Annotated in this window: 22 protein-coding genes; 9 read left to right on the top strand and 13 right to left on the bottom strand. The window is 59.2% G+C overall.

Annotated features, from left to right (window positions below; all coding sequences use genetic code 11):
• Nucleotides 1-693 (top strand): SDR family NAD(P)-dependent oxidoreductase, encoded by a 693-nt coding sequence (locus EM858_RS00465; RefSeq protein ID WP_059757970.1) that lies wholly within the window; start codon nt 1-3, stop codon nt 691-693.
• Nucleotides 694-756: 63 nt separating this feature from the next.
• Here the strand turns inward: EM858_RS00465 and EM858_RS00460 are convergent, their stop codons facing one another.
• The 12 genes from EM858_RS00460 to EM858_RS00405 all read right to left on the bottom strand — a co-directional run bounded on the left by EM858_RS00460 (nt 757) and on the right by EM858_RS00405 (nt 16,019).
• Nucleotides 757-1,662, bottom strand: a complete 906-nt coding sequence (locus tag EM858_RS00460; protein WP_127755449.1) for a LysR substrate-binding domain-containing protein — start codon at nt 1,660-1,662, stop codon at nt 757-759.
• Between the two features lie 125 nt (nt 1,663-1,787).
• A complete protein-coding gene (locus tag EM858_RS00455; RefSeq protein ID WP_127755448.1) occupies nt 1,788-3,992 on the bottom strand; it encodes a methyl-accepting chemotaxis protein in 2,205 nt (734 codons plus the stop codon).
• Between the two features lie 273 nt (nt 3,993-4,265).
• On the bottom strand, nt 4,266-5,765 hold the full coding sequence (locus EM858_RS00450; protein ID WP_164865261.1) for an FGGY-family carbohydrate kinase: 1,500 nt from the start codon (nt 5,763-5,765) through the stop codon (nt 4,266-4,268).
• Nucleotides 5,758-6,600 (bottom strand): class I fructose-bisphosphate aldolase, encoded by an 843-nt coding sequence (locus EM858_RS00445; RefSeq protein ID WP_127755884.1) that lies wholly within the window; start codon nt 6,598-6,600, stop codon nt 5,758-5,760. The genes EM858_RS00450 and EM858_RS00445 overlap by 8 nt, the downstream gene beginning before the upstream one ends.
• Nucleotides 6,601-6,602: 2 nt before the next feature.
• Nucleotides 6,603-8,327 carry a glycerol-3-phosphate dehydrogenase/oxidase gene (locus EM858_RS00440; protein WP_127755447.1) on the bottom strand — a complete coding sequence of 575 codons (1,725 nt, stop codon included), beginning with the start codon at nt 8,325-8,327 and terminating at the stop codon, nt 6,603-6,605.
• 120 nt (nt 8,328-8,447) lie between these two features.
• Nucleotides 8,448-9,446, bottom strand: a complete 999-nt coding sequence (locus EM858_RS00435; protein WP_127755446.1) for an aldo/keto reductase — start codon at nt 9,444-9,446, stop codon at nt 8,448-8,450.
• Nucleotides 9,443-10,417: a sugar-binding transcriptional regulator gene (locus EM858_RS00430; protein WP_162936886.1), complete on the bottom strand. Its 975-nt coding sequence runs from the start codon at nt 10,415-10,417 to the stop codon at nt 9,443-9,445. Before EM858_RS00430 ends, EM858_RS00435 begins: the two co-directional genes overlap by 4 nt.
• A 41-nt stretch (nt 10,418-10,458) precedes the next feature.
• The gene (locus EM858_RS00425) at nt 10,459-11,460 is read right to left on the bottom strand and encodes an ABC transporter permease (RefSeq protein WP_127755445.1); all 1,002 of its coding nucleotides are present in this window, start codon (nt 11,458-11,460) and stop codon (nt 10,459-10,461) included.
• Nucleotides 11,461-11,472: 12 nt separating this feature from the next.
• Nucleotides 11,473-12,993, bottom strand: a complete 1,521-nt coding sequence (locus EM858_RS00420; RefSeq protein WP_127755444.1) for a sugar ABC transporter ATP-binding protein — start codon at nt 12,991-12,993, stop codon at nt 11,473-11,475.
• A 70-nt stretch (nt 12,994-13,063) separates the two neighbouring features.
• Complete coding sequence (locus tag EM858_RS00415; RefSeq protein WP_127755443.1) at nt 13,064-14,077, bottom strand: substrate-binding domain-containing protein; 1,014 nt, start codon at nt 14,075-14,077, stop codon at nt 13,064-13,066.
• Between the two features lie 341 nt (nt 14,078-14,418).
• Complete coding sequence (locus EM858_RS00410) at nt 14,419-14,688, bottom strand: acyl carrier protein (RefSeq protein WP_127755442.1); 270 nt, start codon at nt 14,686-14,688, stop codon at nt 14,419-14,421.
• Between the two features lie 419 nt (nt 14,689-15,107).
• Nucleotides 15,108-16,019 carry an HNH endonuclease gene (locus EM858_RS00405; protein ID WP_127755441.1) on the bottom strand — a complete coding sequence of 304 codons (912 nt, stop codon included), beginning with the start codon at nt 16,017-16,019 and terminating at the stop codon, nt 15,108-15,110.
• 360 nt (nt 16,020-16,379) lie between these two features.
• Here EM858_RS00405 and EM858_RS00400 point away from each other — a divergent pair, with 360 nt between their 5' ends.
• From EM858_RS00400 to EM858_RS27005, 8 genes are all read left to right on the top strand, one after another.
• A complete protein-coding gene (locus EM858_RS00400) occupies nt 16,380-17,438 on the top strand; it encodes a LacI family DNA-binding transcriptional regulator (RefSeq protein WP_127755440.1) in 1,059 nt (352 codons plus the stop codon).
• Between the two features lies 1 nt (nt 17,439).
• Nucleotides 17,440-19,050 carry an FAD-dependent oxidoreductase gene (locus EM858_RS00395; RefSeq protein WP_127755439.1) on the top strand — a complete coding sequence of 537 codons (1,611 nt, stop codon included), beginning with the start codon at nt 17,440-17,442 and terminating at the stop codon, nt 19,048-19,050.
• 29 nt (nt 19,051-19,079) lie between these two features.
• A complete protein-coding gene (locus tag EM858_RS00390) occupies nt 19,080-20,339 on the top strand; it encodes a sugar ABC transporter substrate-binding protein (RefSeq protein ID WP_127755438.1) in 1,260 nt (419 codons plus the stop codon).
• 54 nt (nt 20,340-20,393) lie between these two features.
• Nucleotides 20,394-21,320 carry a sugar ABC transporter permease gene (locus EM858_RS00385; protein ID WP_065114191.1) on the top strand — a complete coding sequence of 309 codons (927 nt, stop codon included), beginning with the start codon at nt 20,394-20,396 and terminating at the stop codon, nt 21,318-21,320.
• Nucleotides 21,310-22,152, top strand: a complete 843-nt coding sequence (locus EM858_RS00380; protein ID WP_080813145.1) for a carbohydrate ABC transporter permease — start codon at nt 21,310-21,312, stop codon at nt 22,150-22,152. The genes EM858_RS00385 and EM858_RS00380 overlap by 11 nt, the downstream gene beginning before the upstream one ends.
• Before the next feature lie 15 nt (nt 22,153-22,167).
• Nucleotides 22,168-23,211, top strand: a complete 1,044-nt coding sequence (ugpC, locus tag EM858_RS00375; protein WP_127755437.1) for a sn-glycerol-3-phosphate ABC transporter ATP-binding protein UgpC — start codon at nt 22,168-22,170, stop codon at nt 23,209-23,211.
• A gap of 13 nt (nt 23,212-23,224) precedes the next feature.
• Nucleotides 23,225-23,707, top strand: coding sequence for a hypothetical protein (locus EM858_RS00370; protein WP_080819658.1), 483 nt, complete (start codon nt 23,225-23,227; stop codon nt 23,705-23,707).
• A gap of 181 nt (nt 23,708-23,888) precedes the next feature.
• Complete coding sequence (locus EM858_RS27005; protein ID WP_162936887.1) at nt 23,889-25,304, top strand: hypothetical protein; 1,416 nt, start codon at nt 23,889-23,891, stop codon at nt 25,302-25,304.
• 386 nt (nt 25,305-25,690) lie between these two features.
• Here the strand turns inward: EM858_RS27005 and EM858_RS00360 are convergent, their stop codons facing one another.
• Nucleotides 25,691-26,857, bottom strand: a complete 1,167-nt coding sequence (locus tag EM858_RS00360; protein WP_127755436.1) for an IS110 family transposase — start codon at nt 26,855-26,857, stop codon at nt 25,691-25,693.
• Between the last annotated feature and the right edge of the window lie 42 nt (nt 26,858-26,899).

Raw genomic sequence — 26,899 nt, 5'->3', positions numbered from 1 at the left:
ATGTTGGGAGGAAGTGGCCGTGTCATCATGGTTTCCGGCGCATCGCGGGGCCTTGGCCTTGCGATCGCCAAAAGGCTTCACGAAGCCGGTTTCACCGTCGCGGCGGGAGCGCGAAATCCGGCCGCCGTTGCGGTGAAGGACCGGCTTTCGGCCGATCGCTACGATGCGGAAGAGGCTGGTTCGGCGGAGGCCTGGGTCGAGGCCGTTGCCGCCAGATATGGCCGGATCGACGGGCTGGTGAATTGCGCCGGCATCAACCCCAAAGTCCGGGTCATGGATGCGGGTGAAGAAAGCCTCGACCAGATGTGGCGCATCAACGTCAAGGGTCCGCTGAGGGTCACGCGCGCCGCCATTCCTCATCTCGTAAAAACCGGACAGGGCAGGGTCATCAATGTCGCCTCGCTGGCCGGACGCCGCGTGGGGTCGAATGTGGGTTATGCCATGACGAAATTCGCCGTCGTCGCCCTCACCCATGGTATCCGGCAGGAATTGTGGGACAGCGGCGTGCGCGCCACCGCGCTTTGCCCTGGCTATATCGCAACCGATATGACCGTCGGCGAAACGGAAGTCAGCCGCGAGGACATGACCCAGCCGGAGGATCTCGCCGAAATGGTGGAAACCCTGCTTCGCCTGCCGAACAACCTTTCGGTGGCCGAATTGCTGGTGAACTGCCGTAAGGAAGCCATGCTTTGATCTTTTCTGCGCGCGGTACAGAAGGACTGTGCCGCGCGTGGCTTTAGAACCGGTCTGAGCCTTTTATTTCAGGGTCTCGGCCAGTTGCAGCAATATCTCCTTCACGGCAAGCGCGGGCTCGGAGAGCGGCGTATTGTCCGATACGCAGAAGGACAGCGTTTCCTCTATCATCGGGCTGGCGATCTGCCTGACGACGATGTCCTCATTGGATTCCGCCACGATACGGTCGGCGATGGCTTTGGGCGTTATGGTCGCGCCAAGCCCGGCATCCACGCCGCGCGCGATGGTCCTTACTGATTCCAGCTCCGCCATGACGATCAGATCCTTGCGGCTGCGGGTGAAGGCGAGATTGATGGCGCGGCGCACGAAATTATAGGTCGGCGGCAGAAGAAAGGGTAAAAACGCCAGATCGGCGACCGTGATCGGCGCATCGCCCGGTTCCACGCCGAAGCTGCGATGCACGACCAGAACGAATTCCTCACGCAACAGCGGTGTGAACTTGACACCCCGGATCGGCCCGGTGCCATGGATCAAACCCATTTCCAGACGGCCGTTCATGATCATCTGGCTATAGGGCTGGCTGACGCTTTCCGTGATGTGCAGCAGAATGCCGGGATGAAGCCGCTTGGTTTCCTCCATCAGACGCAGCGAAAGCGTGGCGGCGCTGCTGAAGGGCGCAAGGCCCACCGATACCTTGCCGGAAAGCACAGCGCCTGCTTCGAGCGCCTCCGCCTGCGCCTGCTCCATCTGCCGCAAAATGACCTGCGCATGCCTGTAGACGACCTTGCCGGCATCGGTCATGACCACGCCCTGCTGGCTTCGGGTCAGCAGTTTCTGGCGGAAATGCTCCTCGATGCTTGCCAGTTGCTGGCTGAGCGCCGGCTGGGCAATATGCAGCACATCGGCCGCTCTGGTTATGCTACCCATGTCGACAATCGTGATAAACGATTTCAGGCGCCTGATATCCATCTGCTGTTGATCATCCCATTACTTGCGTGCAGGAAATAAGATGCTCAATTTGCAGACAAAGTCCATCTTCCATTTGCCCGCCGTGCCCATCGGTGCTGATGGACACGGCCGCTCAGAACGCCCAGTCAGGCCGCCTTCAGAGACCCCCGATGCACACCTGTTCCCTCACCGAGTTCGAACTGGCCGAGCAGCCGGTTCAGCGCATCGACCTCCGTTGCCAGCGTGTGGCTAGCGGCGGTCATCTCCTCGACCATCGCGGCATTTTTCTGCGTGTCCTGATCCATCTGGTTGACGGCGACGTTGATCTGCTGGAGGCCGGACGATTGTTCCTGCGCGGATTCCACGATCGCGGCGACGTGCTGGTTGATCTCCTGCACTTCGGCAACGATGACATCGAGCGCCTTGCCGGTATCGCCGACCAGATGCACGCCCTCTTCGACCTGCTGGTTCGACTTGGTGATCAGCGACTTGATTTCCTTCGCCGCAGCGGCGGAGCGTTGGGCAAGCTCCCGCACTTCCTGCGCCACCACGGCAAAACCCTTGCCCGCCTCACCGGCACGTGCCGCTTCCACCCCGGCATTCAGCGCCAGCAAATTCGTCTGGAAGGCGATCTCATCGATCACGCCGATGATGCTGGAAATCTCGTTCGACGATTTCTCGATCCGCTCCATCGCCATCACGGCCTGGCGCACAACCTCACCCGACCGTTCCGCTCCGATGCGCGTGCGGGAAACCAGCCTGCCCGCCTCATGCGCACGGTTCGCGGCGTCTTTTACCGTTGTCGTAATCTCTTCAAGGGCCGCAGCGGTTTCTTCAACGGCCGCAGCCTGCTGCTCCGTTCGCCGCGCCAGATCATCGGACGCCGCCTTGATTTCATTGGCGCCGGCATCAATGCCGGAGGCGTTTTCCGATACCCGCAGAAGCGCGTCCTGCAATTTCCCGGCCGAGCCGTTGAAATCGCCACGCACCGCGTCGAGCTGCTCGACAAAGGGATTGTTGATACGGCAGGACAGGTCGCCGTCAGCGAGCTTCGCCAGCGCATAAGCCAGGCTGTCGACGGCAAAGCGGATGCTGCCCGCCTCATCGGCGGCCCTGCGTTCCCGGGCCGCACGCTCCTCTTCACCAAGTGTGCGGTTGGTCTCGGCCTGCTGTTCCAACGAGGCCTTCTGTCGATTGTTTTCGCGCAGAACATCGAGAGAGCGGGCAAGATCGCCGATTTCGTCCCTTGTCCCGATATCCTTCAATGTCAGATGAAGATTTCCCTGTGCAATCTGGGCGGTCTCATCGATGATGTTTGCGATGCGCCCGATGAACCGCCGCGCGATGAACCATCCCGCCAGCGCCAGCAGTACGGTGGCCGTCACGATGGTCAAAGCGGCGTCACGCATCATGGCATGCAGCTGCGCAAACACCGTTTCTTCCGGCACCGAGATGATTGCGTACCATTTCATGTCCTGGGTAAGCATGACGGGCAAGGCGATGGCGAAGGATGCCGTTCCATCCTGTGCGGTGATCTCGCGCTCAGCACCGGGATTTGCAATCAGCTGGTCCCAGCCAGCGGTCTTCGCACCGCCGTCCGCGAGGCTTTTTCCCATGATCGCCGCATCCGGATGACTGATGATCTTGCCGCCGCCACTGACGAGACTGACGAAACCCGTTCCCATAGGCCTCACCGCCGAAAGCGCCTTGCTTGTTTCATCGAGCGACAGGTCGAGGCCGGCAACCCCCTGAGGTTTGCCATCGACCATAACCGGCTTGGCGATCGAGGTAATCAGGACTTCCTTGCCGTCGATTGCATAGGAATAGGGCTCGACGACGACCGTTTTCTTCAGGGTGAAGGGCAATTGATAATAATCGCCCGGGCCTGCCGTGGCATAGTCGGTCAAAGCGGTATTGCTTATTTTGCCGCCGCTGCGCACCCAATAGGGTATGTACCGGCCGGTCGCGTCATGCCCCTCCCTGTTGGCGAAATCCGCATCCTTGCCGTCAAACGCATTTGGCTCCCATCCGGTCCAGAGACCGAGCACATCGGGGTTGTTTGCCAGCATGTGATGAATGATCTGATCGGCCTTACCCCGGTCGGCATCGCCTGAGTGCTTCATCGATTCCAGAACCGAGGCGAGGCTGTTGACGATATGGATCGTGCCGCCGATATTCTTTTCGGTCGCCAGGGCTTCGCTATGGGCGATCTGCCGCATACGCTCGAGACTGTTGGCCCTGGTATCCTCAATGGACCGATAAAACAGCACGGCCGAGGCCGCGATCGTCGCAAACACGCCGCATGCGGCAACCGCAAAAATATTCCGACCCGTTGTCGATTTAAAAAGCATGTCCCATCCCCCAAAACTATGCTGCGACGGTGGCGCGAGTTACGGGTGCGTGCGCAACTGTTGGCGACCGGGCTGGAGGGTGAGCTTAAGAGGTTATGTTTAAAATTTACTTTCAGTTCTGTTTTTCAAGCGCCATAAACAAACATCAATACTTTATAAAGTTGCAATATTGAAGTATATACAAACTATTGTGCGATATCCTCACCCCCTGCAGAGATACTTTCGCTCTGCGCAGGGATGAGGCGAGCGATTGCGCTCTGCCGAAGCCGGAGACTATTGCGGTAACCGCAAAGCGCTCCAGAAGCTACGCAACTGCGCGGTCAATTCTGCATAGAGACCGTAGCGCCGCCCATAATGCGAGACTTGCGCAGCATCCGGCCGGTAAGCATTCGCAACCCGTGTCATCGCCGCAACCGCCTCCTCATAGTCAGGATAAAGCCCAATCGCCACGGCCGCGCCAATGGCCGCGCCGAGCGCGCCCGTCTCGCGGGCCTCCGCGACACGCAGCGGAATTTCCAGAACATCCGCCATGATCTGCGGCCAATGCTGGCTGCGGGAACCGCCGCCGGACATCACGGCGCTTTCCACCGGCAGTCCCGCTTCGCGCAGGACGCCGATATGGCGGCGATGTTCGAAACACACCCCTTCGAACAGGGCCCGCAACATGTGACCTTCGCCGTGCCATCCCGCGAGGCCGTAAAAGCCGCCGCGAAATTCCGCACCCAGCCGCGAGCCGAAAATGAACGGATGGAAGAACGGATCGTCGGCGCGGGGTGTGACGGAGCCAACCAATTCGTTGCAGCGCTCGAAGGCGTGGTCGCCATGGTCGCCGCGAACACGGTGCACGTACCATTCGAGGTTGGCGGCGGAGGTGGCGCTGGATTCGATATTGACATAGCGGTCACGGCCGAAGGTGGTGACCATGAAGACATCGGGACTGATGACCGGCCTGTCCGCGAAAACCTGGTTGATACTCCAGGTGCCGGCGATGATGGACGCTTCCCCGGCATTGATGACACCCGACCCCATGGCGCTGGAGACCACGTCGAAGAAACCGCCGATGACGGGCGTGCCTTCGGACAGCCCCGTCATCGCCGCAGCCTCGCCCGTCACATGGCCGACGATGTCAGCCGATTCCACGCGACGGGGGAAAAACGCGAACGCGTCCTCAAGATCGTAAAGTGACAGAAGCTCGCGGTCGAGCCGCGCTTCCGGCAAGGCAAGCAGCCCCGCGCCGCTGAGATCGGAAATATCATTGGCAAGGCACCCCGTCAGGCGGAAATTGACGAAATCCTTGCAGAACAGGACCGTACCGGTCCGGGCATAAAGATCAGGTGCATGTCGCTTTACCCAGGCCAGAAGGCTGGGTGTTTGCGCAGGCCATGGCCGCTGCAGGCAACGGGCCTGCAATTGTGCTCCGCTTTTCCGGTCAAGCTCGGCCGCCACATCGGCAGCGCGGCTGTCGAGCGACTGGATGCCGATCAGGGGCTGTTGGTCCCTGTCCAGAAGGTAAAGACCATTGCCGTGGCCGGCGCAGCCCACGGCCAGGACGCTGCGGGGATCGACGGACGATTTCACCAGAAGCTGGCGGATCGCCTCGCAGCCGTTCCGCCACAACTCCTCGAGATCGCGCTCGACATAGCCGGGCTGGGGAAATGTCGACTGTCCGTCGATGGCATGTTGCGCGACCTGCCGGCCTTCCGTGTCGAACAGCACGGCCTTGATGACCGTGTTGCCGACATCGAGACCCAATATGTAATTTTTGTCAGCCACGATTATAGATATCCCATGCTTCCTCACCGCCCGCACCCTGATGGATGATGGCCATCAAAGCCGCAACGACGGCCTTGGGATTGTCGTGCTGGTAAATATTGCGCCCATAAACCATCCCGTTCGCACCTTCGGCCACAAGAGCCGCCGATTTCGTAAGCACGTTACGCAAGTCCTCACGCCCCCCACCCCGCACCAGCACCGGGCACCGCGCGGCCTCAATCACCTTGTGAAAATCATGCGGATCGCTGGTCGGATCAGCCTTGATGATATCGGCTCCCATTTCCGAGGCAAGACGCACCAGCGTGACGATCTTTTCGGCGTCGCCATCCACCTGATAACCGCCGCGCACATCATTCGCCAGCATCACCAGCGGTTCGATCATCAGCGGCATACCGAAACGATGGCAATCTGCCCGCACACGGCTGATGTTTTCGACGCATTGACGAAACAGCTCCGGCTCATCTGGCAGCATGAACAGGTTCACAACGACGCAGGCAGCGTCCATTTCCAGCGCACCGATGATCGGATCGTGATGGTTCTGGAGCTGCGACCACATGGTTCTGTGGCGCGTGGAATTATAGGGATTGCCCATATCGATACGCATGACGAGGGCCGGCTTGTCGCGCTCCGGCCTCTGCTGCAGCAGATCCGCCTGCCCATAGGCCATCTGTATGGCATCGGGACCGGCCTCGACCAGCCTGTTCACGGTCTGCGCCATATCCTCCAGCCCGACGAGGAAGCTCGGCTCGTTGCAAACCCCGTGATCGATGGCCACATCCAGGCAACCGCCATTACGGAACAGCCGGTTCATGCGCGCCTTTTTCGAAATCCGCATCATCATGCATTCTCCTTGCATCTGTGTTGAAGCATTGCCGGCGTGACCCCGTAAAAAGTCTCCAGCTCATGGATAAGCCGCTGCCGTTCCGCCGCCGCCTGGGTGGCCGACCAGCCAAGCTCGCGGGTCGCAACGGCGAGGATCGCGTCGGTCAGATCGGCATCGATGACGCCGGTGATGGCGAGCGTCGTGCGCCGCAGGACAAGATCGGTCAGGTGTCGGACATTTTCGAAGCGGATCAGCCAGACCACCTCCGCAGCCGTGATCGGCGATTTTTCTGAAAGCCGCACATCATCCGCACGGCCCCGGCAAAAACCCATCAGATCGAAGGCACGGGAGCCGTAAGCCAGAGCCAGATGCTCCGCCCGGTCTCCGGCAATCGAAAACTCCTCCGACAGCAAGGCAGGAAGGCTGCTGGCGCCAGTGGGAAAATTCCTGCCGCCGCCGATCGGGCGGTCCATGGTGCCGGTCAGCCGTCTGCGGCCAAGAAAGGCCAGAACCTCGTCGGTCACCTGTTCGCCGAAAGCCCTGAAAGTGGTCCACTTGCCGCCGATCATGCAAAGCTGCGGCGGATCGCCCGCGACGCGGTGGATGAAATGGCTGCGGGAAATTCTTCCGGTAAAGGCGGCATCGCTGCGCGGCAGCGGACGTATACCGCTGAAACTGAAAACAATGTCGGAATGGTTAATGGCAATCTGCGGAAAGACCTGCCGGATCGCGTCCAGAATATAATCCCGCTCCTCGGGCTCGCAGCGCACCCGCTCGGGGCGATCCACCTTGATATCGGTTGAGCCTGCGAGAACCCGGCCGAGATAGGGAAAGAGGATACAGACGCGATTATCGTCATTCTCGAAGAAGATCATATGGCCGTTCAGGGCCTTCAAAAGCGCCTCGTTGGCAATGATCAGATGCGATCCCTTGGTTCCGGAGACGGTCGGTTTTGCTGTCTCCGCCGCCGGGGGGGCAGCCAGCGCGCCAATCGTCTCGTCGATCCATGCGCCGGTCGCATTGACGATGATCCTTGGGCGGATGGGCAGGGCTTCATCCACGCCCTCCAACCGAAGATGGTACTCGTCGCCAAGACGGACAAGCTCCGCATAGTTGAGCGCAATGCTTTGCGGCGCATCGGCACGGGTGTCGATCAAAAGCTCCAGAGCCAGCCGTTCGGGCTGGCTGATCCACGCATCGTAATAGGTGGCCGAATATCTGATCTCCGGCGTCAAATCCGGCCAATTCTGCAAAGTCCCGGGCGCACCGCGAAAGGCGTGACGGGGCAGGATACGGTTTTTGCGGGTGACGAAATCATAGAGCAACAGACCCGCCTTGATGGCGAGAGCGCCCCGGCTTGCGGGTTTTCCGCCGGAACCGGCAAAAGTTGCCACCGCATTGAACAGGCCGCTGAAAGTCGAAAAGATCGGGATCGTGGTCGGCAGCGGATGAACCATATGCGGCGCGAGCCTGAGAAGCGCATCCCGCTCCCGCAAAGATTCTGCCACGAGGCCGAATTCACCGTTTTCGAGATAACGCAGGCCGCCATGGATCATGCGTGAGGGTGCTGCGCTGCAGCCTGAGGAGAAATCGTTGCGCTCCACCAGCAGCACACGCAGCCCCTGCAAGGCGAGATCGCGATAGGCGGCAATTCCGTTGATGCCGCCGCCGATAACGACGGCATCGAAATCACCATCGAGCCGGATGCGGCGCAGAGCGTCCTCGCGAAAACTGGGCATAGAAGTACCGTTCGCTGGCGGATGACCAGCGTCCCAATGTTGTTGACCGTTTAAAGCGACGTGAGAGACGGGACGAAAATGATGCGCTGTTCGCCTGAAGTCCCGTCTCAGCCTACATAATCAGCTATCGAGCCCCACAAGATGCTCCGCGACACCGGCGCTGATGAGTGCCAGCTCATTCTGCGTGAGGCGGAGACGTGCCGCTGCGGCGTTTTCAACCGCCTGAGCCGGATCGCGCGCGCCGCACAGCGAGAATGTTATGCCCGGTTGCGCAATCGTCCAGGCGATTACCACCTGCGCGACCGAAGCCCCGTGGGCGGCCGCCACCGGTTCCAGCACGCCCATCAACCGCGCGATTTTCTGACGGTTCGCCTGGCTGAAGCGCGGGTTGCCGTGGCGCTGGTCGTCTTCCGCAAAGACCCGTTCAGGCCCAACCTTGCCCGAGAGGAGACCGAGCGCCAGCGACGAATAGCTGAGAACCGAAACATCATTCTTTCGGCAAAGCGGCAGCAGCGTCGTCTCGATATCGCGCTTCACCATGGAATATTCTTCCTGAATGGCATCCAGCGCGCCGGTGGCGATATAGGCTTCGAGATTGCCGGGTGAGACGTTGCTTGCCCCGATGGAGCGGATTTTCCCCTCTTCCTTTAGCCGCACCAGAGCCTCGACCGTTTCGGCAATCGGCGTCGTGGCGTCCTGCCAATGGGTCACGTAATGATCGATATAGTCGGTTCCGAGCCGTTTCAGGCTCTCTTCGACCTCGTGCCGGATGGAAGCGGCGCCGAGGTAACGGTGAACGGGCTTGCCATCCTGATGGAAGAAATAGGCACCCTCATTCACATGCCAGACGAGCCCGCATTTGGTGACCAGCACAACCTTGTCGCGCCTGCCGGCAATTGCCTTGCCGACGATGGTTTCCGCAAGCCCCATGCCATAGGCCGGTGCGGTGTCGACGAGGGAAATGCCGGCATCGATGGAGGCCTGGACGGCGGCAATGGATTGCCGCTCGTCGGTGCCGCCCCACATCCAGCCGCCGATGGCCCAGGTGCCAAGCCCCACGGCGGATGCGTTAATGCCGCTTCTGCCAATCGTCCGGGTCAATATTGCATTGTCCGTCACGAGGTCTCCCCTCCTTCATGATCCAGTAAATAGCCGGCTATCGCCTCATCAACGACGAGCGAGGTCAGATAGCGGCCGGCAAGCGTGGCCGCCACCGGTCCGGCCTTGATGGCGCCTGCCGCAACACCGATGATATTCGGGCACCGGGCAAGCTGCCCGGGGTCCAGCGCCACCACGCGCGAGTTGAGATCGATGCGCGCCAGCTGTCCGTCCGCCATGGTGAGATGGGCAAGAAACTCGCCGGCAATCCCCGCATCCACCAGCGCCTGCCCGCCACGGGCGGCATCCGGCAGAAGATCGTAATAGCCGGAGCCCGGAGCCTCCACGGAGCCGATGCCGACCAGCGCCACCTGCGCCTGCCGGGCCAGATCGAAGACTTCGCGTATCGATGCGACATTCATCAGCAGATCGCGCTGTTCCTCATCCTCGGCAAACAGCGGCGCATGAACGAGCGATGCGCTGCCGCCGAGTTTCTCCGCCAGTTGCGTGGCGAGATGATTGACATCCGTATAGTGCTTGCCCTGCACACCGCCGGTCAGCGGCACCACCCGCACATCGAAACGACGCTCCGCCTCCAGATTGTCGACAACGGCACTCACCGCCTTGCCGCCGGTAATCGCAATCACATCGCCGTCACGAATGGTCTCCAGCAAGTGGTTGGCAGCCACCCGACCCACCATCTGCAAGGCGGTTTCCGGATTATCGGAGACCGTCGGCGTCACCACCGACTGCCTGAGGCCGAAACGGCGGGTGATCTCGTTTTCGAGGTCCACCAGCCTCTGGTAGGGGCTGGCGATGGTGATCTTCACCATGCCCGCCTTGCGGCCGGCCGCAATCATGCGGTTTACCTTGGTATGGGAAAGATTGAGCCGCTCGGCGATTTCCGACTGCTTCACGCCCTCGATGAAATGCAGCACCAGGACCGAATACATCTGTCTCTGTTGATCGAAATCGTCCTTGATATCCAGCATGGTCGTCTTTCTCCAGTTACCCTCGGGCGAGCGAAGGGCGTTCAACGGCGGCGCCTGACCAGATAGTGGTCGAACAGGACCGCAGTCAGCAATATGCTGCCCCTGATGATGTCCTGCCAGTAGACAGACACATTGAGCAAGGCAAGCGAACTGGAAACCACCGAAAGAAGGATCGCCCCAAGGATCGCGCCGAGAATGGTGCCCGAGCCACCCGAAAGGCTCGCGCCGCCGATGACCGCCGCCGCAATCACGTTGAGTTCCATGCCGACGCCGAAGCTTGGCTGGGCAGAGCCGAAGCGGGCCATGTAGATAACGCCTGCAACACCGCACAACATCGAACAAAGCGTGGTGGTGGCAAACACCACCCGGCCGACGCGGATGCCGGAATAGGCCGCGGCCTTGGGATTGCTGCCGGTATAGAACACCTTGCGGAAGGCGGTCGTGCGCCGCAGCAGCAGATCGAAAGCAACAACCACCACCGCGAAGATGATCAGCACCAGCGGAATGCCGCCAAGCGCGCCCTGACCGATGAACTTGAATTCCGGCGGCAGGGAATAGAGGCCGAGCGGGCGCCCACCCGTCGCCAGCAGGCACACACCGCGCGCAATCACCATGACGCCCAGCGACACGATGAAATGATGCAGGCCGATCACCGTCGTCAGGAATCCCATGGCCATGCCGATCAAGGTCGTAAGGCAGATCGCCAGCCCCGCCGCCACCCATGGGTCAACGCCATTGAGGAACAGCCAGCCAGCCGCCACCATCGCAAGTGCGGTGACTGAACCGACCGAAAGGTCGATACCGCCAGAGATCAGCAGGATCGTCATGCCCACCACGACGATGCTTTCGATGGCGAAGACCATGGCCATGGCCCGCAGATTGTCCACGGTCAGGAAATACGGAGATATGAAGGACATCACCGCAAAAAGCGCGAGGATGATGACGATCAGCCCGGTTTCCCGCGCCTTGAGCGCCGGCTCCCACCAGGCAGTGCGGCGAACCGCCGTCTCGGCAAGGCTTGAAGGTGTTTCCGATGTTGCCATTTTCCCGCTCCCTCAGGCCCTTTCCGGGCTATGCAAAATGTTGATCGATGCGAGCTGCATGATCTTTTCCTCCGTCATGTCGTCGCCCTCGACCTCACCCGTAATCCGACCCTCGCGCACGACCAGCACGCGGTCGCTGACGCCGATGAGTTCCGGCAGTTCCGAGGATATGACGACCACACCGACCCCCTCGCGCGCCAGTTCTCTGATCTGCCGATGGATTTCCGCCTTCGCCCCCACATCCACCCCGCGTGTCGGCTCGTCCAGAAAGATGACCTCCGGCTCCACCGACAGCATCTTCGCCAGCGCCACCTTCTGCTGGTTGCCGCCGCTCAGCGTCGATACCGCATCGCCGACGCTGTTCGCCCGAAGTTTCAGGCGGCGTCCCAGCTCATCGGCGCGCTTCGTTTCCTTGCGCCGTTCGATGAAGCCCATGCCGTTCGATACCCTGCCGATATCGAGCGCGGAGACATTCGAGGCGATGGACATATTGAGGAAAAGCCCGTCCCCCTTGCGATCCTCGGACAGATAGACCAGCCCCTCGCGGATGCTGTCGCGATAATCCTTGAGCCTCAGCGGCCGGCCGCGCAGCGTAACCTCGCCTCTCGGCTTACCCTCCAGCCGGCAAACGGCGCGGGCGATCTCGCTTCTTCCCGCACCGATCAGCCCGGCAAGCCCCAGGATTTCGCCGCGGCGCAGATCGAAATTGACATCGAAAACCCGCTTTCCTTCATTCAGGCCCCGAACCGAGAGAATGACGTCCTCCGATTTTTCATCGTCCGAAAGTTTTGGCGGATAGAGCTTGTCGAGCACCCGTCCCACCATGCTGTTGACGACTTCCTCGGGGGAAATATCGGTAATGTTCTCCGTCCTGATATGGCAGCCGTCGCGCATCACCGTGATGCGGTCGCAATGTTCGAAAATCTCCGCCATACGATGCGAGATATAAACGATGGCAATGCCCCGTTCCGCCAGCCGGTGCATGATCCTGAAAAGAGTCTGGGCCTCGGTCTCGGTCAAAGCCGCCGTCGGCTCGTCAAGGATCAGGATGCGGCAATCGAGTGTCAGCGCCTTGGCGATTTCGACGATCTGCTGTTGCGAGATCGACAGGTCACCGGCCCGGCGGGCGGGATCGATATCACCGATTTCCCGCAGCACAATTGCCGCCCGCTTTTCGAGATCGCGATAGTTCATGAACCATGATCGGCTTTGGCCCGTCTGCGACATAAACATGTTCTCGGCGACCGAAATCTCCGGGCAGAGGGCGATCTCCTGATGCACGAAACCGATGCCGAGCCGGTTCGCCGCATTGGGCGAGGATATCTTGACCGATTTGCCATCCAGCACGATTTCCCCGCCATCCGGCTGCAGAATACCGTCGATGATATGCATCAGTGTCGACTTGCCGGCGCCGTTTTCACCCGCCAGCGCATGGATTTCGCCGCGCCGCAACTCAAGCGCCGCATTGCGCAGCGCCCGCACGGGGCCGAACACCTTGTGAATATTCGTCATGCTGAGGATGACCTCACCCATAACGCCCTCCCGAACCTGCTTCCCCTTGTGGCCGGCGAGGCGCAAACCTCGCCGGGTCCAGTGCGGCGCGTCAGCGCCCCTTCATATAATCGTTGAGATCGAAGGAAGCGGCGTTCGCCTTGGTGATGACCGCGAAACCATTGTCCATCGAAGGAACCTGCATCGGGTTGAAGCCGGAAACCTTGTAGTCGTTGAACGGGTCGATCAGGTCCGAATGGGCGCCCAGAAACGTGTTCATGAAACCCATGAAGCCCTGCACGCCCTGATTGGGATTGATGGACATGTAGATATTGCCCTGCTTGATATGTTCCAGCGTCGCGGGTGTGATATCCGCATGCAGGATCAGGACCTTCTTTTTTGCCTCAAGAACGGCGGTGGTCGCGCCTTCAGCCGAACCGGCCTCGGGTATCCACAATGCTCCGAGATTTGGATTGGCCTGCAGCAGGGCGCCAACCGCCTGATAGGCGACATTCGCATCCTGATTGGTCGCCTGGCGGCCGACGAGCTTCATCTGCGGATAGGTGCGCCCCATATAGTCGATGAGGGCGGTGACGCGCAGATCGTGGTTGCTCTGTCCGGGATTTTCCAGAACGGCATATTCGCCTTTTTCGCCGAGTTTCTTGACGATTTCATCGGCCGCGAATTTCGCCTCGGCGACATTGTCCGAGGTGATGTAGGCGGTGCGCTTCGACTTCGGAGAATCCGCCGCAAAAGTCGTCACCGAAACGCCGGAGCCGATCGCCTTGTTGATCGGTTCAATAAATGGATCGGCCTGCATCGGGTGCAGCAGGATGCCCTTCGGCTTCTTCACCAGCTCCTGCTCGAAAGATGCGATCTGCTTGGTGATGTCGTATTCCGGCGTGCCGGTGAAAACGGCCTCGCAGCCGAGCGCCTTTGCGGCCTGCTTAAACCCCTCGAAGACCGGCACCCAATAGGGGTGGCTGGAAACCATGACGTTCATCACATAGGTCTCACCCGGCTCGCAGGCAAATTTGCCGGCAGCCGTGGCCTGCGAACCGGCACCAGCGGCAATCGCCACGGCTAAAACACCCGCGGCAGCGGTCGATTTCAGAAAAGCCAACATATTCCCCTCCCAAGGACAATGACTTAGTCCGCAATAAATTTTATTCGATGTAATTTATTGCATGTGAATTGGGATAGCCGGAAACCGAGCAGCCGTCAATGCTGTTTGAATTTTATTTTATGGTGTGAAATTTATTTCGGTTGGTATGGTGAAGGATCCTTCTGATTGGGGAGCTTGAACACAAACCGGGGCCGAAAGGCGCGGACGCGGTGACCGGCGCCTAATCGGCGCCGAGCAAATAGAGGATGAATTTATAGAGGACATAGGTGCCGACGACGGCGGGAAGAAAGTACATGAAGGGATGGATTATCGCCATATCGAACGCGCCCTTTCCGGATCGACTAAGTCGTTGCCAGCTGAATGAAGCGAATGGCATCACCGACAGTGGAAAGACTGTCTGCGGCAGCATCGGGAATTTCGATGCCAAATTCCTCTTCGATCTCCATGACGATCTGAACGACCTCAAGCGAATCGGCATTCAGATCTTCGGAAAAATCAGCTGTATCGACTATTTTATCATCAGCTATCCCGAGCTGTTCGCCGATGATTTTTGCCACCCGTTTTCTTATCTCGGATACTGCGGTGTCTGTCGGGACCGAAAAACTCACCATCTCGATTCCGACTTCCTGTTTTCCGTGCCGATGCCATCCGTCATCCATCGATAGAAGGCGAAAATGCCTGTCGCGAAGACAAAAAGGGATGTGAGGCTACCCAGGTTCGACATTGCTCTCTCATTTCTCCCCCCGATAAAATCTAAGCTCCGGAATGAGTGACCTGCAATGAAGATTTTGTAATTTATTGTTGCCCGTAACCGGCTTTTAGACCGCTCTCTGTCTCGGAACTTTTCCGGTTTTCATGAATTGTATGCGGCTCGCAGGCGCACTCCGGTGACATAGACAATGAAATGGATGCCGGTCCGGCGCTACGTAGCGCAGATCGCTTTGGTCTGAACCAAATAGGTCTACGATATCTGACCTAGCCCTGCCGAACCGGCAATGGACAGTAACCTCCAGATTGCGCGCACCGAGCCCTAGGCCTTAAAACAGTTCTCCCGATGCCATTGCAAGAAATGTGGATGAGGCCTCTCGAATGGCCGAGCTGGCACGATTGCCCGGCCAGACTTGTTAATCAGATGAAAAATGCTTTCCGGATCATTGGCCTGGCGGGAAACGATAATTTCGAGGCTATCGGACAGGCCGATCAGCCCGCGGTCGAACATCCAGTGAGCCGTGCCCGAAAGGGCGATACCGTTGCTTATGATGTCGGGACCATTTGCCTCGACAGGACGTATGTGCGCAGCGTCAACCTCTGCCCGCCCGCCGCCATTGATAAGCTTCAGCCCTGTAATTGCGCATCTCTTGTCATAAGCCTGCAAAACCAGCCGGCGAAACAGGCGGTTTCGAACAAGGCGCGAAGAGAGCATCGTGACACGCTCCCGCTCCTCCTCCAAGACGAAGGGCGTCTGAGGCTCGTCTTCGAACGCCAGTGGGCCTCCCGTTTCCTCCGGCTCACCAAGCCGCGGTAATTCCACTTCAAGCTCCGCCAATCCAATAGAGACGATGCGATTAAAATCTGCCGATGATATCGAGCGCACGGCCGCCTGTGCACGGCCGGAAATCCGGCCCTCATCATTCAGCAACCCGCGCTCGACAATTCCATCCTGCCCACCGAACGCAACAGGATTGACAAAGTCGAGGTAGCTTCCTGGCTCGATCAAAGCCAAATACATCCCGGAAGCCTTGGGGTCGGCAATGACTTCGGCTACTTTGGCGACAGCAAAATAACCACGCGTCGCTACAACCTTGCGCGGCTCATAATAAATGATCCAATCGCCGATGCAGGCTTGCACACGTCCAAGATATTGGCTCGGGAACTGATATTGCTCCGCCGGACTGTCGTCGTAGATTGAATCTGACCGATGAATGAAAACCCCGAATCCCATGTGCGAATATTAGCATCAATGCGACGGGTAAGTGCAACCTGGTTTTGTATTATCAATCAAAATCAGCTGTGATCTCCAGATCGCATCACTCGTTTCTGAGCGTATCCGAGATAGAGTTTGGCAATAGATCGAGGCCCGACGGCGTTTTGCCAAAAGCAGCGAAAATTTTCTTCACATCTCTCAGGAGAATTATTCAGCACGCATCCTGCAATTTCGCGTGCCGCCTATAGCGGCACCATGCTCCGTGCCGGAACCTGACACATCATCGCGGAGTACCTCACTCTTGACATCCCCTCGCAAACCTTGTTTATACGCATAAGCAGCTAATACGAATTAGCAGCCGCAGAAAACGAGGTTTCGATGGTTAGGCGGGTGACGCAACGTGATATTGCGATCTTCGCGGGGGTCAGCCAGGCGACGGTTTCGCTCGTGCTCAACGAGGCGAAATCCGCTGAAGGTCGCATTCCGCCTGAAACGCGCGAGCGTGTGCTGAAGGCCATTCGTGACACCGGTTATGTGGCGGACCCCATCGCGCGCAGCATGGTCAAGGGCGCGAACCGGATTCTGGGTGTTTTCACCTATCAACCGGCGTTCCCGATTGTGCAGGCGGATTTCTACACGCCTTTCCTGATGGGAATAGAGGAGGAAGCGGAGAGGTTGAGCTACGACCTTCTGCTGATGACGGCTGCGGCGCGCGACGATAACGGCCGCAAGCGCATCTTCGGGGAAACAGGTCGGCTTCGACTGGCCGACGGATGCCTCATTCTGGGCAGCCAGTTCGACCGCGATGAGCTGGCCCAGCTGGTTGCCGGTGACTACCCTTACGTCGCAGTCGGTCGCCGTGACGATGCTGGCGGGCCGGTGCGTTATGTCGGCGCGGATTATGTGACAGCCACACATGCTCTTGTCCGAGAAGCACTTGCAGCTGGCCATCGCCGCTTCGCCTTTATCGGCGCGACGGGTCCGGCGGAATCCATCAGCGATCGCTGGCGTGGTTTTCTGGCCGCAATAGAGGGCGCGGCGGAGCTGGTCTATTCCCACGAAAGTGAAAATGGCGATCCGGCCGAGCAACTGGCCGCCGTTCGCGCCAGCGGAGCAAGCGTCGTTTTTTTTGCCGAGGTGGCCGAGGCGGTGGTCTTCGACAATCATGCCCGTGCCCAGGGGGTGAGCGTCCCCGGCGATCTTTCCATAGTGGTGCTGGGCAGCGGCACCCGCACGCATACGCTTCGGTTGCAGCGCGTATTCACCTCCTATGCCATCCCCCGCGAAGAAATGGGCAGGCAGGCGACTTCCATGCTGGTCGAGACCCTCACCAGCCCCCCCGGCCCCGTAAAGCAGATATTGCTGGGCTGCGACATCGTGGCGGGCGAAACGCTCGCCTCCCCAAAACAAGGCCCAACTCAAGGAAAGAGAACCTGACGTGAGAGAATACAATGCAGATATTCTTGTGGTTGGCGGCGGACTTGGCGGCGTGGCGGCGGCGCTTGGGGCCCTGCGCAACGGCCGCAGCGTTATCCTGACCGAAGCATTCGAATGGATTGGCGGCCAGCTGACCAGCCAGGCCGTACCGCCCGACGAACACAGCTGGGTTGAACAGTTCGGGATCACCGCCAGCTATCGCGCCCTGCGCACGGGTGTGCGGCAATATTACCGCGACCACTATCCGCTGACGGACGCCGCCCGGGCCGATCTGACGCTCAACCCCGGAGACGGCAACGTATCTCGCCTGTGCCATGAACCACGCGTTTCGCTGGCGGTGATGGAGGCAATGCTTGCGCCTTACGCGGCAGGCGGCAAGCTGACCATCCTCAAGCCCTATGAGCCGATATCAGCGGAGGTCGACGGCGATACCGTGCAGGCCGTGACGCTGCGCCATTGCAATACCGGTGATCTCGTTTCCTGCTCGGCCCGCTATATCATCGACGCCACCGAACTGGGCGATCTGCTGCCGCTGACCGCAACCGACTATGTCACTGGTTTCGAAGCCCAATCCGAAACCGGCGAACCGAGCGCGCCGGCGGAGACGCAACCGCATAATCAGCAGGCCGTCTCGATCTGTTTCGCCGTCGATCAGGTTGACGGCAATCATGTCATCGACAAACCCGCCCGGTATGACCATTGGCGTCAGGTTGCCCCCGAATTCTGGGGCGGCCCGCTATTGAGCTGGGACTCGCCCAATCCGCGGACACTGGAGCGCAGCCGACGGTTCTTCGATCCCAACCCGGTTGACAACGCAACACGCGACGTTGCCGACCAGCGCCACAGCGCCGGCGATATGAGCCTGTGGATATTCCGCCGCATTGCCGCCCGCCACACATTTCGGCCCGGCGCCTATGCCAGCGATATCTGCCTCGTGAACTGGCCGATGATCGATTATTTCGAGGCACCGATCATCGACGTTACCCCCGAACAATATGCCGAGCGGCTGGCCGATGCGGCAAGCCTGTCCTATTCCATGTTCTACTGGATGCAGACCGAGGCGCCCCGCCCGGATGGTGGTCAGGGTTTTCCGGGCCTGCGCCTGCGCGGCGACATTACCGGCACGGAGCATGGCCTGGCCATGGCGCCCTATATCCGTGAAAGCCGTCGCATTCGTGCTCTGACCACGGTGGTGGAACAGGATCTGTCGCTTGCCGTGCGCGGCGATCGCGGCGCGGTGCATTACCCCGACAGTATCGGTATCGGCATGTACCGCATCGATCTGCACCCCTCGACGGGCGGCGATAACTATATCGATGTCGGCGCCTGCCCTTTCGAAATTCCGCTCGGTGCCCTTATTCCCCGCCACAAAACGAACCTGCTGGCGGCATCCAAGAATATCGGCACGACCCATATCACCAATGGTTGTTACAGGCTGCATCCCGTCGAATGGAACATCGGCGAAGTGGCCGGCATGCTGGCCGCCTATTGCCTTGACAGGGGCGAGACCCCGCATGGCGTGCATGCCGATGAAAAGCGGCTGGCGCAGTTTCACACCCACATCGAACGCCAAGGGGTGGAGCGCCATTGGCCTGATATTCGCGGCTACTAGCCAAAACGTATAATCTGGGAGGATTATTCATGCGCAGGAGTATAGTCAAAATTGCTTTGACCGGTTTTCTGGTCACATCCGGGCTGGCTTCGCCAGCTTTGTCGCAGGAATTGCGAATGGCCATCTGGAGCGCCAACGAAGCCCATCTCGCCCTCTTCAACGAGATCGCCGATGAGTTCGAGGCCAGCCATCCCGGCGTCAAGATCACCTACGATTCGCTTGCCTACGAAGGTTATGCCACCACCCTGACCACCCAGATTGCCGGCGGAAACCCTCCCGATCTGGCCTGGCTTTTCGACACGACCGCACCTGACTTCATGGCGGCCGGGGCGCTTTATCCCCTTACCGAAACCTTTGCCAATACCGAAGGTTACGACATGGGCGACTTCCCCCCGGCGACACTCACCGCCTGGTCATATGAAGGGGTACAATATCTCTATCCCTTCTCGACATCGCCCTTCGGCGTTTTCGTCAACAACGACATGATCCGGGCTGCAGGCGCAAAGACGCCCGCCGAGATGATCGCTGCCGGCGAATGGAACTGGGACAATGCCATTGCGACGGCCGCGAAAGTCGCGGCCACCGGCAAACAGGGATTGATCATTCGTGATTTCGAATACAAAGCCTGGGAAAACCTTGCCGAAGTCTATACCGGCTGGAATGCCTATCCCTGGTCGAAAGATACCAAGTCCTGCGCTTTTGCCAGCCCGGAGATGGTTGATGCGATGCGCTTCATCCACGATGCGATCTTCGTGAAAAAAGCCATGCCCGGCCCCGGTGTTTCTGCCGACTTTTTTGCCGGGGATGCGGCGATGACGACCACCCAGATCAGCCGCGCAGCGCTGCTGCCGAAAGGCGACAAGGCCTTCGACTGGGATCTCGTGCCGTTGCCTACAGGACCTGCAGGTGACTATGCCGTAACAGGCCGGGCAGGCATTGGCGTCATGGCCAGCGGCAAAAACCCGAAGCTTGCGGCGGAATTCCTGGCGTTTTTCTCCTCCAAGCCTAATGTGGCCAAGCTCGCGCGGTTTTTCCCGCCGGCACGGCAGAGCCTGCTCACCGCCGATGTCCTCGCGGCCGCCAACCCATTGCTGTCGCGTAAACAGATAGAGGCCGTGGTCATTCGTGGCGTCGCCACCGGTCAATCAACGCAGCAGGTCCGCAATTTTGCCCGGCTGCAACAGACCGTTCGCGCTGGCCTTGACGGTCTCTGGCGTCCCGATGCCGATGTCGCGGCTGTCCTGCAAGCGCTTTGCGGCCGTCTCGATCCGTTGCTAGCGGCCAATTGACGCTGGTAGCCATCCGATTTTCCGTGGATGCGAAAGGCAGAAGGAAGAAAAGCCATGACGCTTGCCCTCCAGACAGCGCAGACACAGGCCCGGCGCGGCTTCTGGACCATGGCGCGCCGTGACGCCGCCACCGGTTATCTGTTCATAGCGCCGCAACTCATCGGTATCGTTGTCTTCGTGCTCGTGCCGCTGGTGCTGGTCTTCTGGTATTCACTGCATGAGTGGAACGTACTGGCGGGGTCATTCCGGTTCACCGGCGTCGCCAACTACCAGAAGCTGCTCGGCGACCCGGCCATAGGCGAAGTGCTGGCGGTGACCGCCGTGTTCTCCGCCGGGCTTGCCCTGCTCAATATGAGCCTGGCGCTGGGGCTTGCGTTGCTCCTGAACCAGAAGCTGGCCTTCATGACCGTGTTCCGCACACTGTTCTTTTCCCCTGTCGTGGTGTCGCTGGTCGCCTGGACAATCGTCTGGAGTTTCCTGCTGCAGAACAATGGCGGCATCAACGGCCTCCTGCAAATGATCGGCGTCGAGGGGCCCAACTGGCTGCGCCACCCCACGACGGCGATGATCTCGGTCATCGTGGTGCAGGCGCTCAAGAATCTCGGTCTCAACATGATCCTGTTTCTTGCCGCACTACAGGGCGTGCCGCGGGAACTGTTTGAAGCCGCACGCGTCGATGGCGTGCCGCGCTTCAAGCAATTCTATCGCATCACCCTGCCGATGATCAGCCCGACGATCCTGCTCGCCTCCATCGTCACCATCGTCGGCGCGTTGCAGGTCTTTGCGCAGATCATGATCCTCACGCAGGGCGGGCCGGGCTTTTCCACGACGGTTCTCGTTTATTACCTCTATCAGCAGGCCTTCCAGTTCTACCTCTTCGGTTATGGCTCGACACTCTCCATCATCCTGCTGGTCATTGTCGGCGCGCTCACCTTCATCCAATGGCACCTGCGCAGAAAGTTCGTATTCTATGAAAACTGAACTCAGCCCACGCGCGCAGACGCTGATCTATTTCATACTCTGCGTGCTACTTGTCCCCTTCGTTTTTCCCACCTGGTGGATGGTGACGTCGTCGGTCAAACCCGTCAGCCAGATATTTGCCTTCCCACCTGATATCTGGCCGCGCGCCTTTGATTTTTCCTCCTATTCCGACGTTTTCAGAATACAGCCCTTCGCGCTGCAATACTGGAACTCCGCCTATATCGCCGCAATCGTCACTATCGGCACCATGGCAGTGGCTTCGATGGCCGGATATGCCTTTGCGCGCATCAGGTTCCCCTTCGCCAACGCCATCTTCATGGTGGTGCTGGTGGGGTTGCTGATCCCGTCAGAAGTGACGCTGGTTCCGCTGTTCCGGATGTTTCTCAAATGGGGCATGATCAACACGCACTGGCCGCTGATCCTGGTGCCGATCTTCGGCGCGCCGGCGGTCTTCGCCACCTTCATCATGCGCCAGTTCTTTATCTCCTTACCCGTGGAACTGGAGGAAGCCGCCCGGGTCGATGGCCTCGGCCGGTTCAAGATATTCTGGACCATCGCCCTGCCGCTTGCCCGTCCGGCGCTGGCCGCCGTTGCGATCTTCACATTTCTCGGCAGCTGGAACCTCTATCTCGAACCCATCGTCTTTCTTTCCAGCCCCGATAAGTTCACCCTGCCGCAGGCACTGACACAATTTACCGACGCCTATGGTGGACCGATGTGGAACATCCAGCTTGCCGCCGCAACAATGACCGCCATTCCCGTACTCATCGTCTTCATCGTTGCGCAGAAACAATTCGTCGAAGGCCTCGCCCATACCGGGCTTAAAGGCTAACCGAAAGGCTGACCCATGGCACCCGTTACCCTTAGAGCCGTCAAGAAAAGCTATGGCGCATTCGCCACCATCCATGGTGTCGATATCGATATTGCCGATGGCGAATTCGTTGTCCTCGTCGGCCCTTCGGGCTGCGGCAAATCCACTTTGCTGCGGATGATCGCAGGCCTTGAAACCGTGACCAGCGGCGATATCTCGATCAGCAGCCGTGTCGTCAACGAGATCGAACCGAAAGACCGCGACATCGCCATGGTCTTCCAGAACTACGCGCTTTATCCGCATATGAGTGTGGCCAGAAACATGGCGTTTTCGCTCGAGCATCGCGGCGGCAGCAAGGGGGAGATCGCCGAGCGGGTGAGCTGGGCAGCGGACATATTGGGGCTGACGCCATTGCTCGAACGGTTCCCCCGCCAGCTTTCCGGCGGGCAACGGCAGCGTGTCGCCATGGGCCGCGCAATCGTCCGCAATCCTCAGGTTTTTCTGTTCGACGAACCGCTCAGCAATCTCGATGCCAAGCTGCGCGTGGTGATGCGCGGTGAAATCAAGGGATTGCACCAGCGTCTGGGGGTCACGACCGTTTATGTCACGCATGACCAGGTGGAAGCCATGACCATGGCCGACAAGATCGTGGTGATGAATGCCGGACGGGTGGAGCAATGCGGGGCGCCGCTCGAGCTTTATGACCGGCCCGCCAATCCCTTCGTCGCCGGCTTCATCGGTTCCCCGGCGATGAATTTCATCAAGGGACGGCTTACGGCCAATGGCTTCGAGGCTGATGGCGTCGTCTTGCCCCTCCCGCCCGGCCCCGCCACAGGTGAAGCGATATACGGCATCCGCCCGGAACATTTCGAACTGGTAACTCATGGCCTCACCGCAAACGTTTTGCTGATGGAACCAATGGGGTCGGAAACGCAGGTCACGATGATGCTCGGCAATCACCAGGTCGTCGGTGTCTTCCGCGAGCGTGTGCAAGCGCAGCCGGGCGCGACCATCCAGGTTCAGCCGGATCTGGCATCGATCCACCTGTTCGATGCCACGACCAGTCAACGCCTCAACTAGCGGACCGCTCGCCATGACACGCCATCGCAAACCGGGCCTGAAGAGGCACCGCTCCGACACGCCACCTCCCGGCATATTTTCACCATCCGAAATTGCATCCGATCCCTCTTGGGTTCCGGATATGGCTGCTTTGGGCGAACCGGCAATGACTGCGGAAACCTATATTGCCGCATATATTGCTGACGTCGATGCATGGTGGTGGTCAACGAACCAGCATCACGAGCCAGCAGATCTGGCGTTAAAGCGCACCCTCGCCATTATCGCGAAAGCAAAGATGCCCGATCACGAACGGGCTCTCGGCCAATTGGGCGTCGACCCGTTGGAGAACATGATGTCCGATGAGCTGCTCGATCTTTTGAGAGCCTGGATGCCGTTCACTCCCGCAATGTGCTACGCGCTTGGCTGCGTGCGGATGGAATTCGAACCGCCCGAGCTGCAACACCGCCTGAGTGCAATGGTGGCGGAATCGCGACGCAATACAGAATTCAATGATTAAAAATCACTGCCCACAGAAGCCATGTGGCGTTGAACTGGGGATAGACAGTACAAAATCGGCATGTCAGGTGTTGAATACGCCGTAACCGGAGGGCATTCAAATTCACACGAACGTAACGCGCCGCAATATCGGTCTGGTCCCTCTCCTCTTTCTCGCTGCCGGGCTGATATTCCAGGCAACGATGGCAACCGGCCCGGCCCAGGCGGCGGAAAGCGTGACCGTTCCCCCTTATGAACCCGCCATCGGGGCTGAGAGCCATTATCGCGTTCAAAAGACGACCGAGACCGACATGTCGCTTTGGCTCGACAAACCGGAAGCATCGTCCGTTGTCATGCGTGGCGATTTCCGTCAATCGGCAACGGTGCTGTCGCGAAACGACGAGGGGATGCGGGTGAAATGGAGGCTTTCCGCCGACCTTCCCCCGGACGCGACAGGCACTGCGGATTCCTATGCGATGAACGCCATGTTTCGCAATTCGCTCGCCGCTTATGGTGTTGAGGAGTTGGAATTCGAGGCGGATCCGAGCGGTACTCCTATGACGCTTGTCGGCGCCGATCAGATCATCGCCAATATGGAAATGCTCCTGTCCACGTCCGCGTCGGATAACACGGCCTCCCGCATGCTCCAGGCCGTTAAAGGTAATCCTCTTGTCGTCATTAACGTGCTCGCGCCGGAAAGCATGATCCTTGCGCTCGGGCAATCCTCCGAAGCTTTCACGACAGATATCGGACAGGAATGGACGGTTGCGGGGAGCGAAGAACTGAAAGGGGTGCTCGTTCCGACAAACACCGTCTGGAAACTCGAAGCCGCCGACAAGGCCCGGCAAACAGCCACGTTCAGCGCGAAGGTCACCTACGATCCGGCTGCCCTGCTCCAATCCCAGCAATCTTCGATCGATGGCATGATCGCAAGCTTTGCAGATCGCGCGAAGCAACTGACCGATGCGCAGCTGGCGCAGGCCAGAAGCGCCGGCAAGTCGCGGACCGTGACCTACGTGAATTCGACACGCGACGGCTCGACAATCGAAGTGCTGGAAAACACGGTCGCAAGTGTTGGCGGCATGAAGGTCACCGTGGCTACGCATATCTGGCGAGAGGACCAGCCACCGGTCCTGCCCGCGCCGCATGCATGGACTGCCGAGACCCTGTCTGGCCAACGCGTTGAGCCGCTACCCGAAAACAATAGGCAGGCTTCAATCGATCTGGACCAGTACCGCGCGAAGACCAATGCCGATACTGCTTCCTCTCCCGACCAGAATGAGGGTGGTAAAACTGCTGCCGACAGCAGCGGAGACATTGCACCGATTTCACTCAAGGTCGCAAAGGTGAAAACCTCGGTCGATCCCGCTGCCGGACCTGCGGTGGAAATTGCGTTGACGCCGGAAAGCGCCAAGGTCTTCGAGGATTTCACCCGCGCGGCTCTCGGGAAGAAGACCCAGTTGCTGGTTGATGGCGACGTGGTCTTCGAGCCGGTCGTGAGAGAGCCGATTATGGGCGGCAGCGTCACCATCAGTGGCCTTGATTCAGCGCAAGCTCTGGCCGTCGAACGGAAATTGTCGTCTTCCGAGGCCACGATCATTGTGCGGTTGGCGCCATAATCCCGCAAAGAGGGAAATCGCGATCGCTGCTGGTCGCCAAGGGACGCGAACAAAGAAATACCGGGAACGATCCGTATCCCTTCACATCAGGTTTTTTGTCAATCGTTTATCTGAGTGGCATCGAATTTCTCCTTGGTAGGGGATCCGCGGTCTGAGCCCATAACAATTACCGGCCCGGTTCTTGGGCCTATACAACCTCACATCCGGTCGCCGCTCTTAGCGGCTGCACCATTATCCCGCATTCGACGGGCACGGGCTCAGGAGAACGAGACCAAACTCAAGATCGGCGTGTAAAGCCAAAAGGATACCCGGTTCGTCCACCTGGATCCGTCAGAGCTGATCAGGCCCTGAGGATTATATTTTGCGTTTTGTAGGCTCTTTCGGCCTCAGGCGGTTTTCATGATCGCACCTTCGATCACGACGCCAGACGTCACATACTTCCAGAGAGCTACGAGTAATTTGCGCGCGAGCGCGACAATCATCGGCGTCTTTAAGCGGCCGGCGTTCCGAGCGATGCGTTCCTTGAACCATAATGTTAATGTGGAGTTCGGTTGATGCCGCAACCATAGCCAGGCGAGTTCGACCATGGTTGTTCGTAAACGAGGATTTCCGGCCTTGGACACGCCCTGCTCGCGATTGACGTTACCGCTTTGCCAAGGGGAGGGGGCGAGTCCTGCGTACGATGCGATTTGGCGTCGGTTGTCGAAGTGCCGAAACAGCCCTTCCGTGTAAAGTATCGTAGCGAATTCCGGCCCTATTCCCTTGATGCCCAAAAGAGCGGTCGCTTCCCTCGGTGTCTCCGACGTCTCGCGAACGATCAAGGCATCTCGCTCTGCTTCGACAGCCTTGATTTGTGTGAGCAACAACTCGAGGCGATCGAGCTCTCTGCAGACTTCGGCTTTTAAATGTTTTGCTAGCGGATGCCCGTCACCGGTTCGAAGCTCGTCTAGACGCTGGCGGCGATCCCGATTGACAGGTTCATAATCTCGAATTCCTTGAGTGAAGAGCAGTCCTTTTATGCGGTTGACGTGGAAGACGCGTTCGGCGATCAGAGTTTTCCTCTCCCGCCCAATCCGTCGGTTGTCATCCTCCTCAGGTGTAAGAAGCTTGACCATTGAGCATGCACGTGGCTCGCCGCGTTTCCATGCAATCAAAGCGCGGATCAGCGTTTCGCCATCGATCCGGTCGGTCTTCGCTCGGCGATGCCGGCGCGGCATGGCAATCGATGCGGCTTCTACGATGTGGCTCTCTATCCAGGCTTCCTTGCTCAGCATTCGTCCGAGCCAGAAGCCATCCAGTCCGGCCTCTTGGATCACTACCAGCGGGTAAAGTATGTTCTTTCGACGTTTGGCTTTCTGGCGAAGCTCGCCAAAACACGAGAACAGGCCGGCAATGTCACCCCCACTGACGGTATAGCGGGACATCTTCTCGCTACATGGCAACAGAGCCGTCACCAGCCACGTTGATTTGCTCAATTCCAACGAGATGAAAATTGCGCCAAGATCGACGAGGGTAGCGGTTTGCTTTTGAGATTGATCTGCTGTTATCGGCATGGTTGGCCTCCAGAGAGTTTTCTAGCGACCTCACTCTGCCAC

This window comes from Agrobacterium sp. CNPSo 2736 (genome assembly GCF_004005385.1).
Classification (GTDB): domain Bacteria; phylum Pseudomonadota; class Alphaproteobacteria; order Rhizobiales; family Rhizobiaceae; genus Agrobacterium; species Agrobacterium leguminum.
The sequence above is the reverse complement of the archived record's forward strand: the minus strand, read 5'-3'. Positions and strand labels throughout refer to the sequence as shown.

Bases quoted from the DNA above. Each gene is read 5' to 3' on its own strand.
- EM858_RS00465 (WP_059757970.1), top strand. From the start codon at position 1: ATGTTGGGAGGAAGTGGCCGTGTCATCATGGTTTCCGGCGCATCGCGG.
- EM858_RS00460 (WP_127755449.1), bottom strand. From the start codon at position 1,662: ATGGATATCAGGCGCCTGAAATCGTTTATCACGATTGTCGACATGGGT.
- EM858_RS00455 (WP_127755448.1), bottom strand. From the start codon at position 3,992: ATGCTTTTTAAATCGACAACGGGTCGGAATATTTTTGCGGTTGCCGCA.
- EM858_RS00445 (WP_127755884.1), bottom strand. From the start codon at position 6,600: ATGCGGATTTCGAAAAAGGCGCGCATGAACCGGCTGTTCCGTAATGGC.
- EM858_RS00440 (WP_127755447.1), bottom strand. From the start codon at position 8,327: ATGCCCAGTTTTCGCGAGGACGCTCTGCGCCGCATCCGGCTCGATGGT.
- EM858_RS00430 (WP_162936886.1), bottom strand. From the start codon at position 10,417: ATGCTGGATATCAAGGACGATTTCGATCAACAGAGACAGATGTATTCG.
- EM858_RS00425 (WP_127755445.1), bottom strand. From the start codon at position 11,460: ATGGCAACATCGGAAACACCTTCAAGCCTTGCCGAGACGGCGGTTCGC.
- EM858_RS00420 (WP_127755444.1), bottom strand. From the start codon at position 12,993: ATGGGTGAGGTCATCCTCAGCATGACGAATATTCACAAGGTGTTCGGC.
- EM858_RS00415 (WP_127755443.1), bottom strand. From the start codon at position 14,077: ATGTTGGCTTTTCTGAAATCGACCGCTGCCGCGGGTGTTTTAGCCGTG.
- EM858_RS00410 (WP_127755442.1), bottom strand. From the start codon at position 14,688: ATGGTGAGTTTTTCGGTCCCGACAGACACCGCAGTATCCGAGATAAGA.
- EM858_RS00405 (WP_127755441.1), bottom strand. From the start codon at position 16,019: ATGGGATTCGGGGTTTTCATTCATCGGTCAGATTCAATCTACGACGAC.
- EM858_RS00400 (WP_127755440.1), top strand. From the start codon at position 16,380: ATGGTTAGGCGGGTGACGCAACGTGATATTGCGATCTTCGCGGGGGTC.
- EM858_RS00390 (WP_127755438.1), top strand. From the start codon at position 19,080: ATGCGCAGGAGTATAGTCAAAATTGCTTTGACCGGTTTTCTGGTCACA.
- EM858_RS00385 (WP_065114191.1), top strand. From the start codon at position 20,394: ATGACGCTTGCCCTCCAGACAGCGCAGACACAGGCCCGGCGCGGCTTC.
- EM858_RS00380 (WP_080813145.1), top strand. From the start codon at position 21,310: ATGAAAACTGAACTCAGCCCACGCGCGCAGACGCTGATCTATTTCATA.
- ugpC (WP_127755437.1), top strand. From the start codon at position 22,168: ATGGCACCCGTTACCCTTAGAGCCGTCAAGAAAAGCTATGGCGCATTC.
- EM858_RS00370 (WP_080819658.1), top strand. From the start codon at position 23,225: ATGACACGCCATCGCAAACCGGGCCTGAAGAGGCACCGCTCCGACACG.
- EM858_RS27005 (WP_162936887.1), top strand. From the start codon at position 23,889: ATGGCAACCGGCCCGGCCCAGGCGGCGGAAAGCGTGACCGTTCCCCCT.
- EM858_RS00360 (WP_127755436.1), bottom strand. From the start codon at position 26,857: ATGCCGATAACAGCAGATCAATCTCAAAAGCAAACCGCTACCCTCGTC.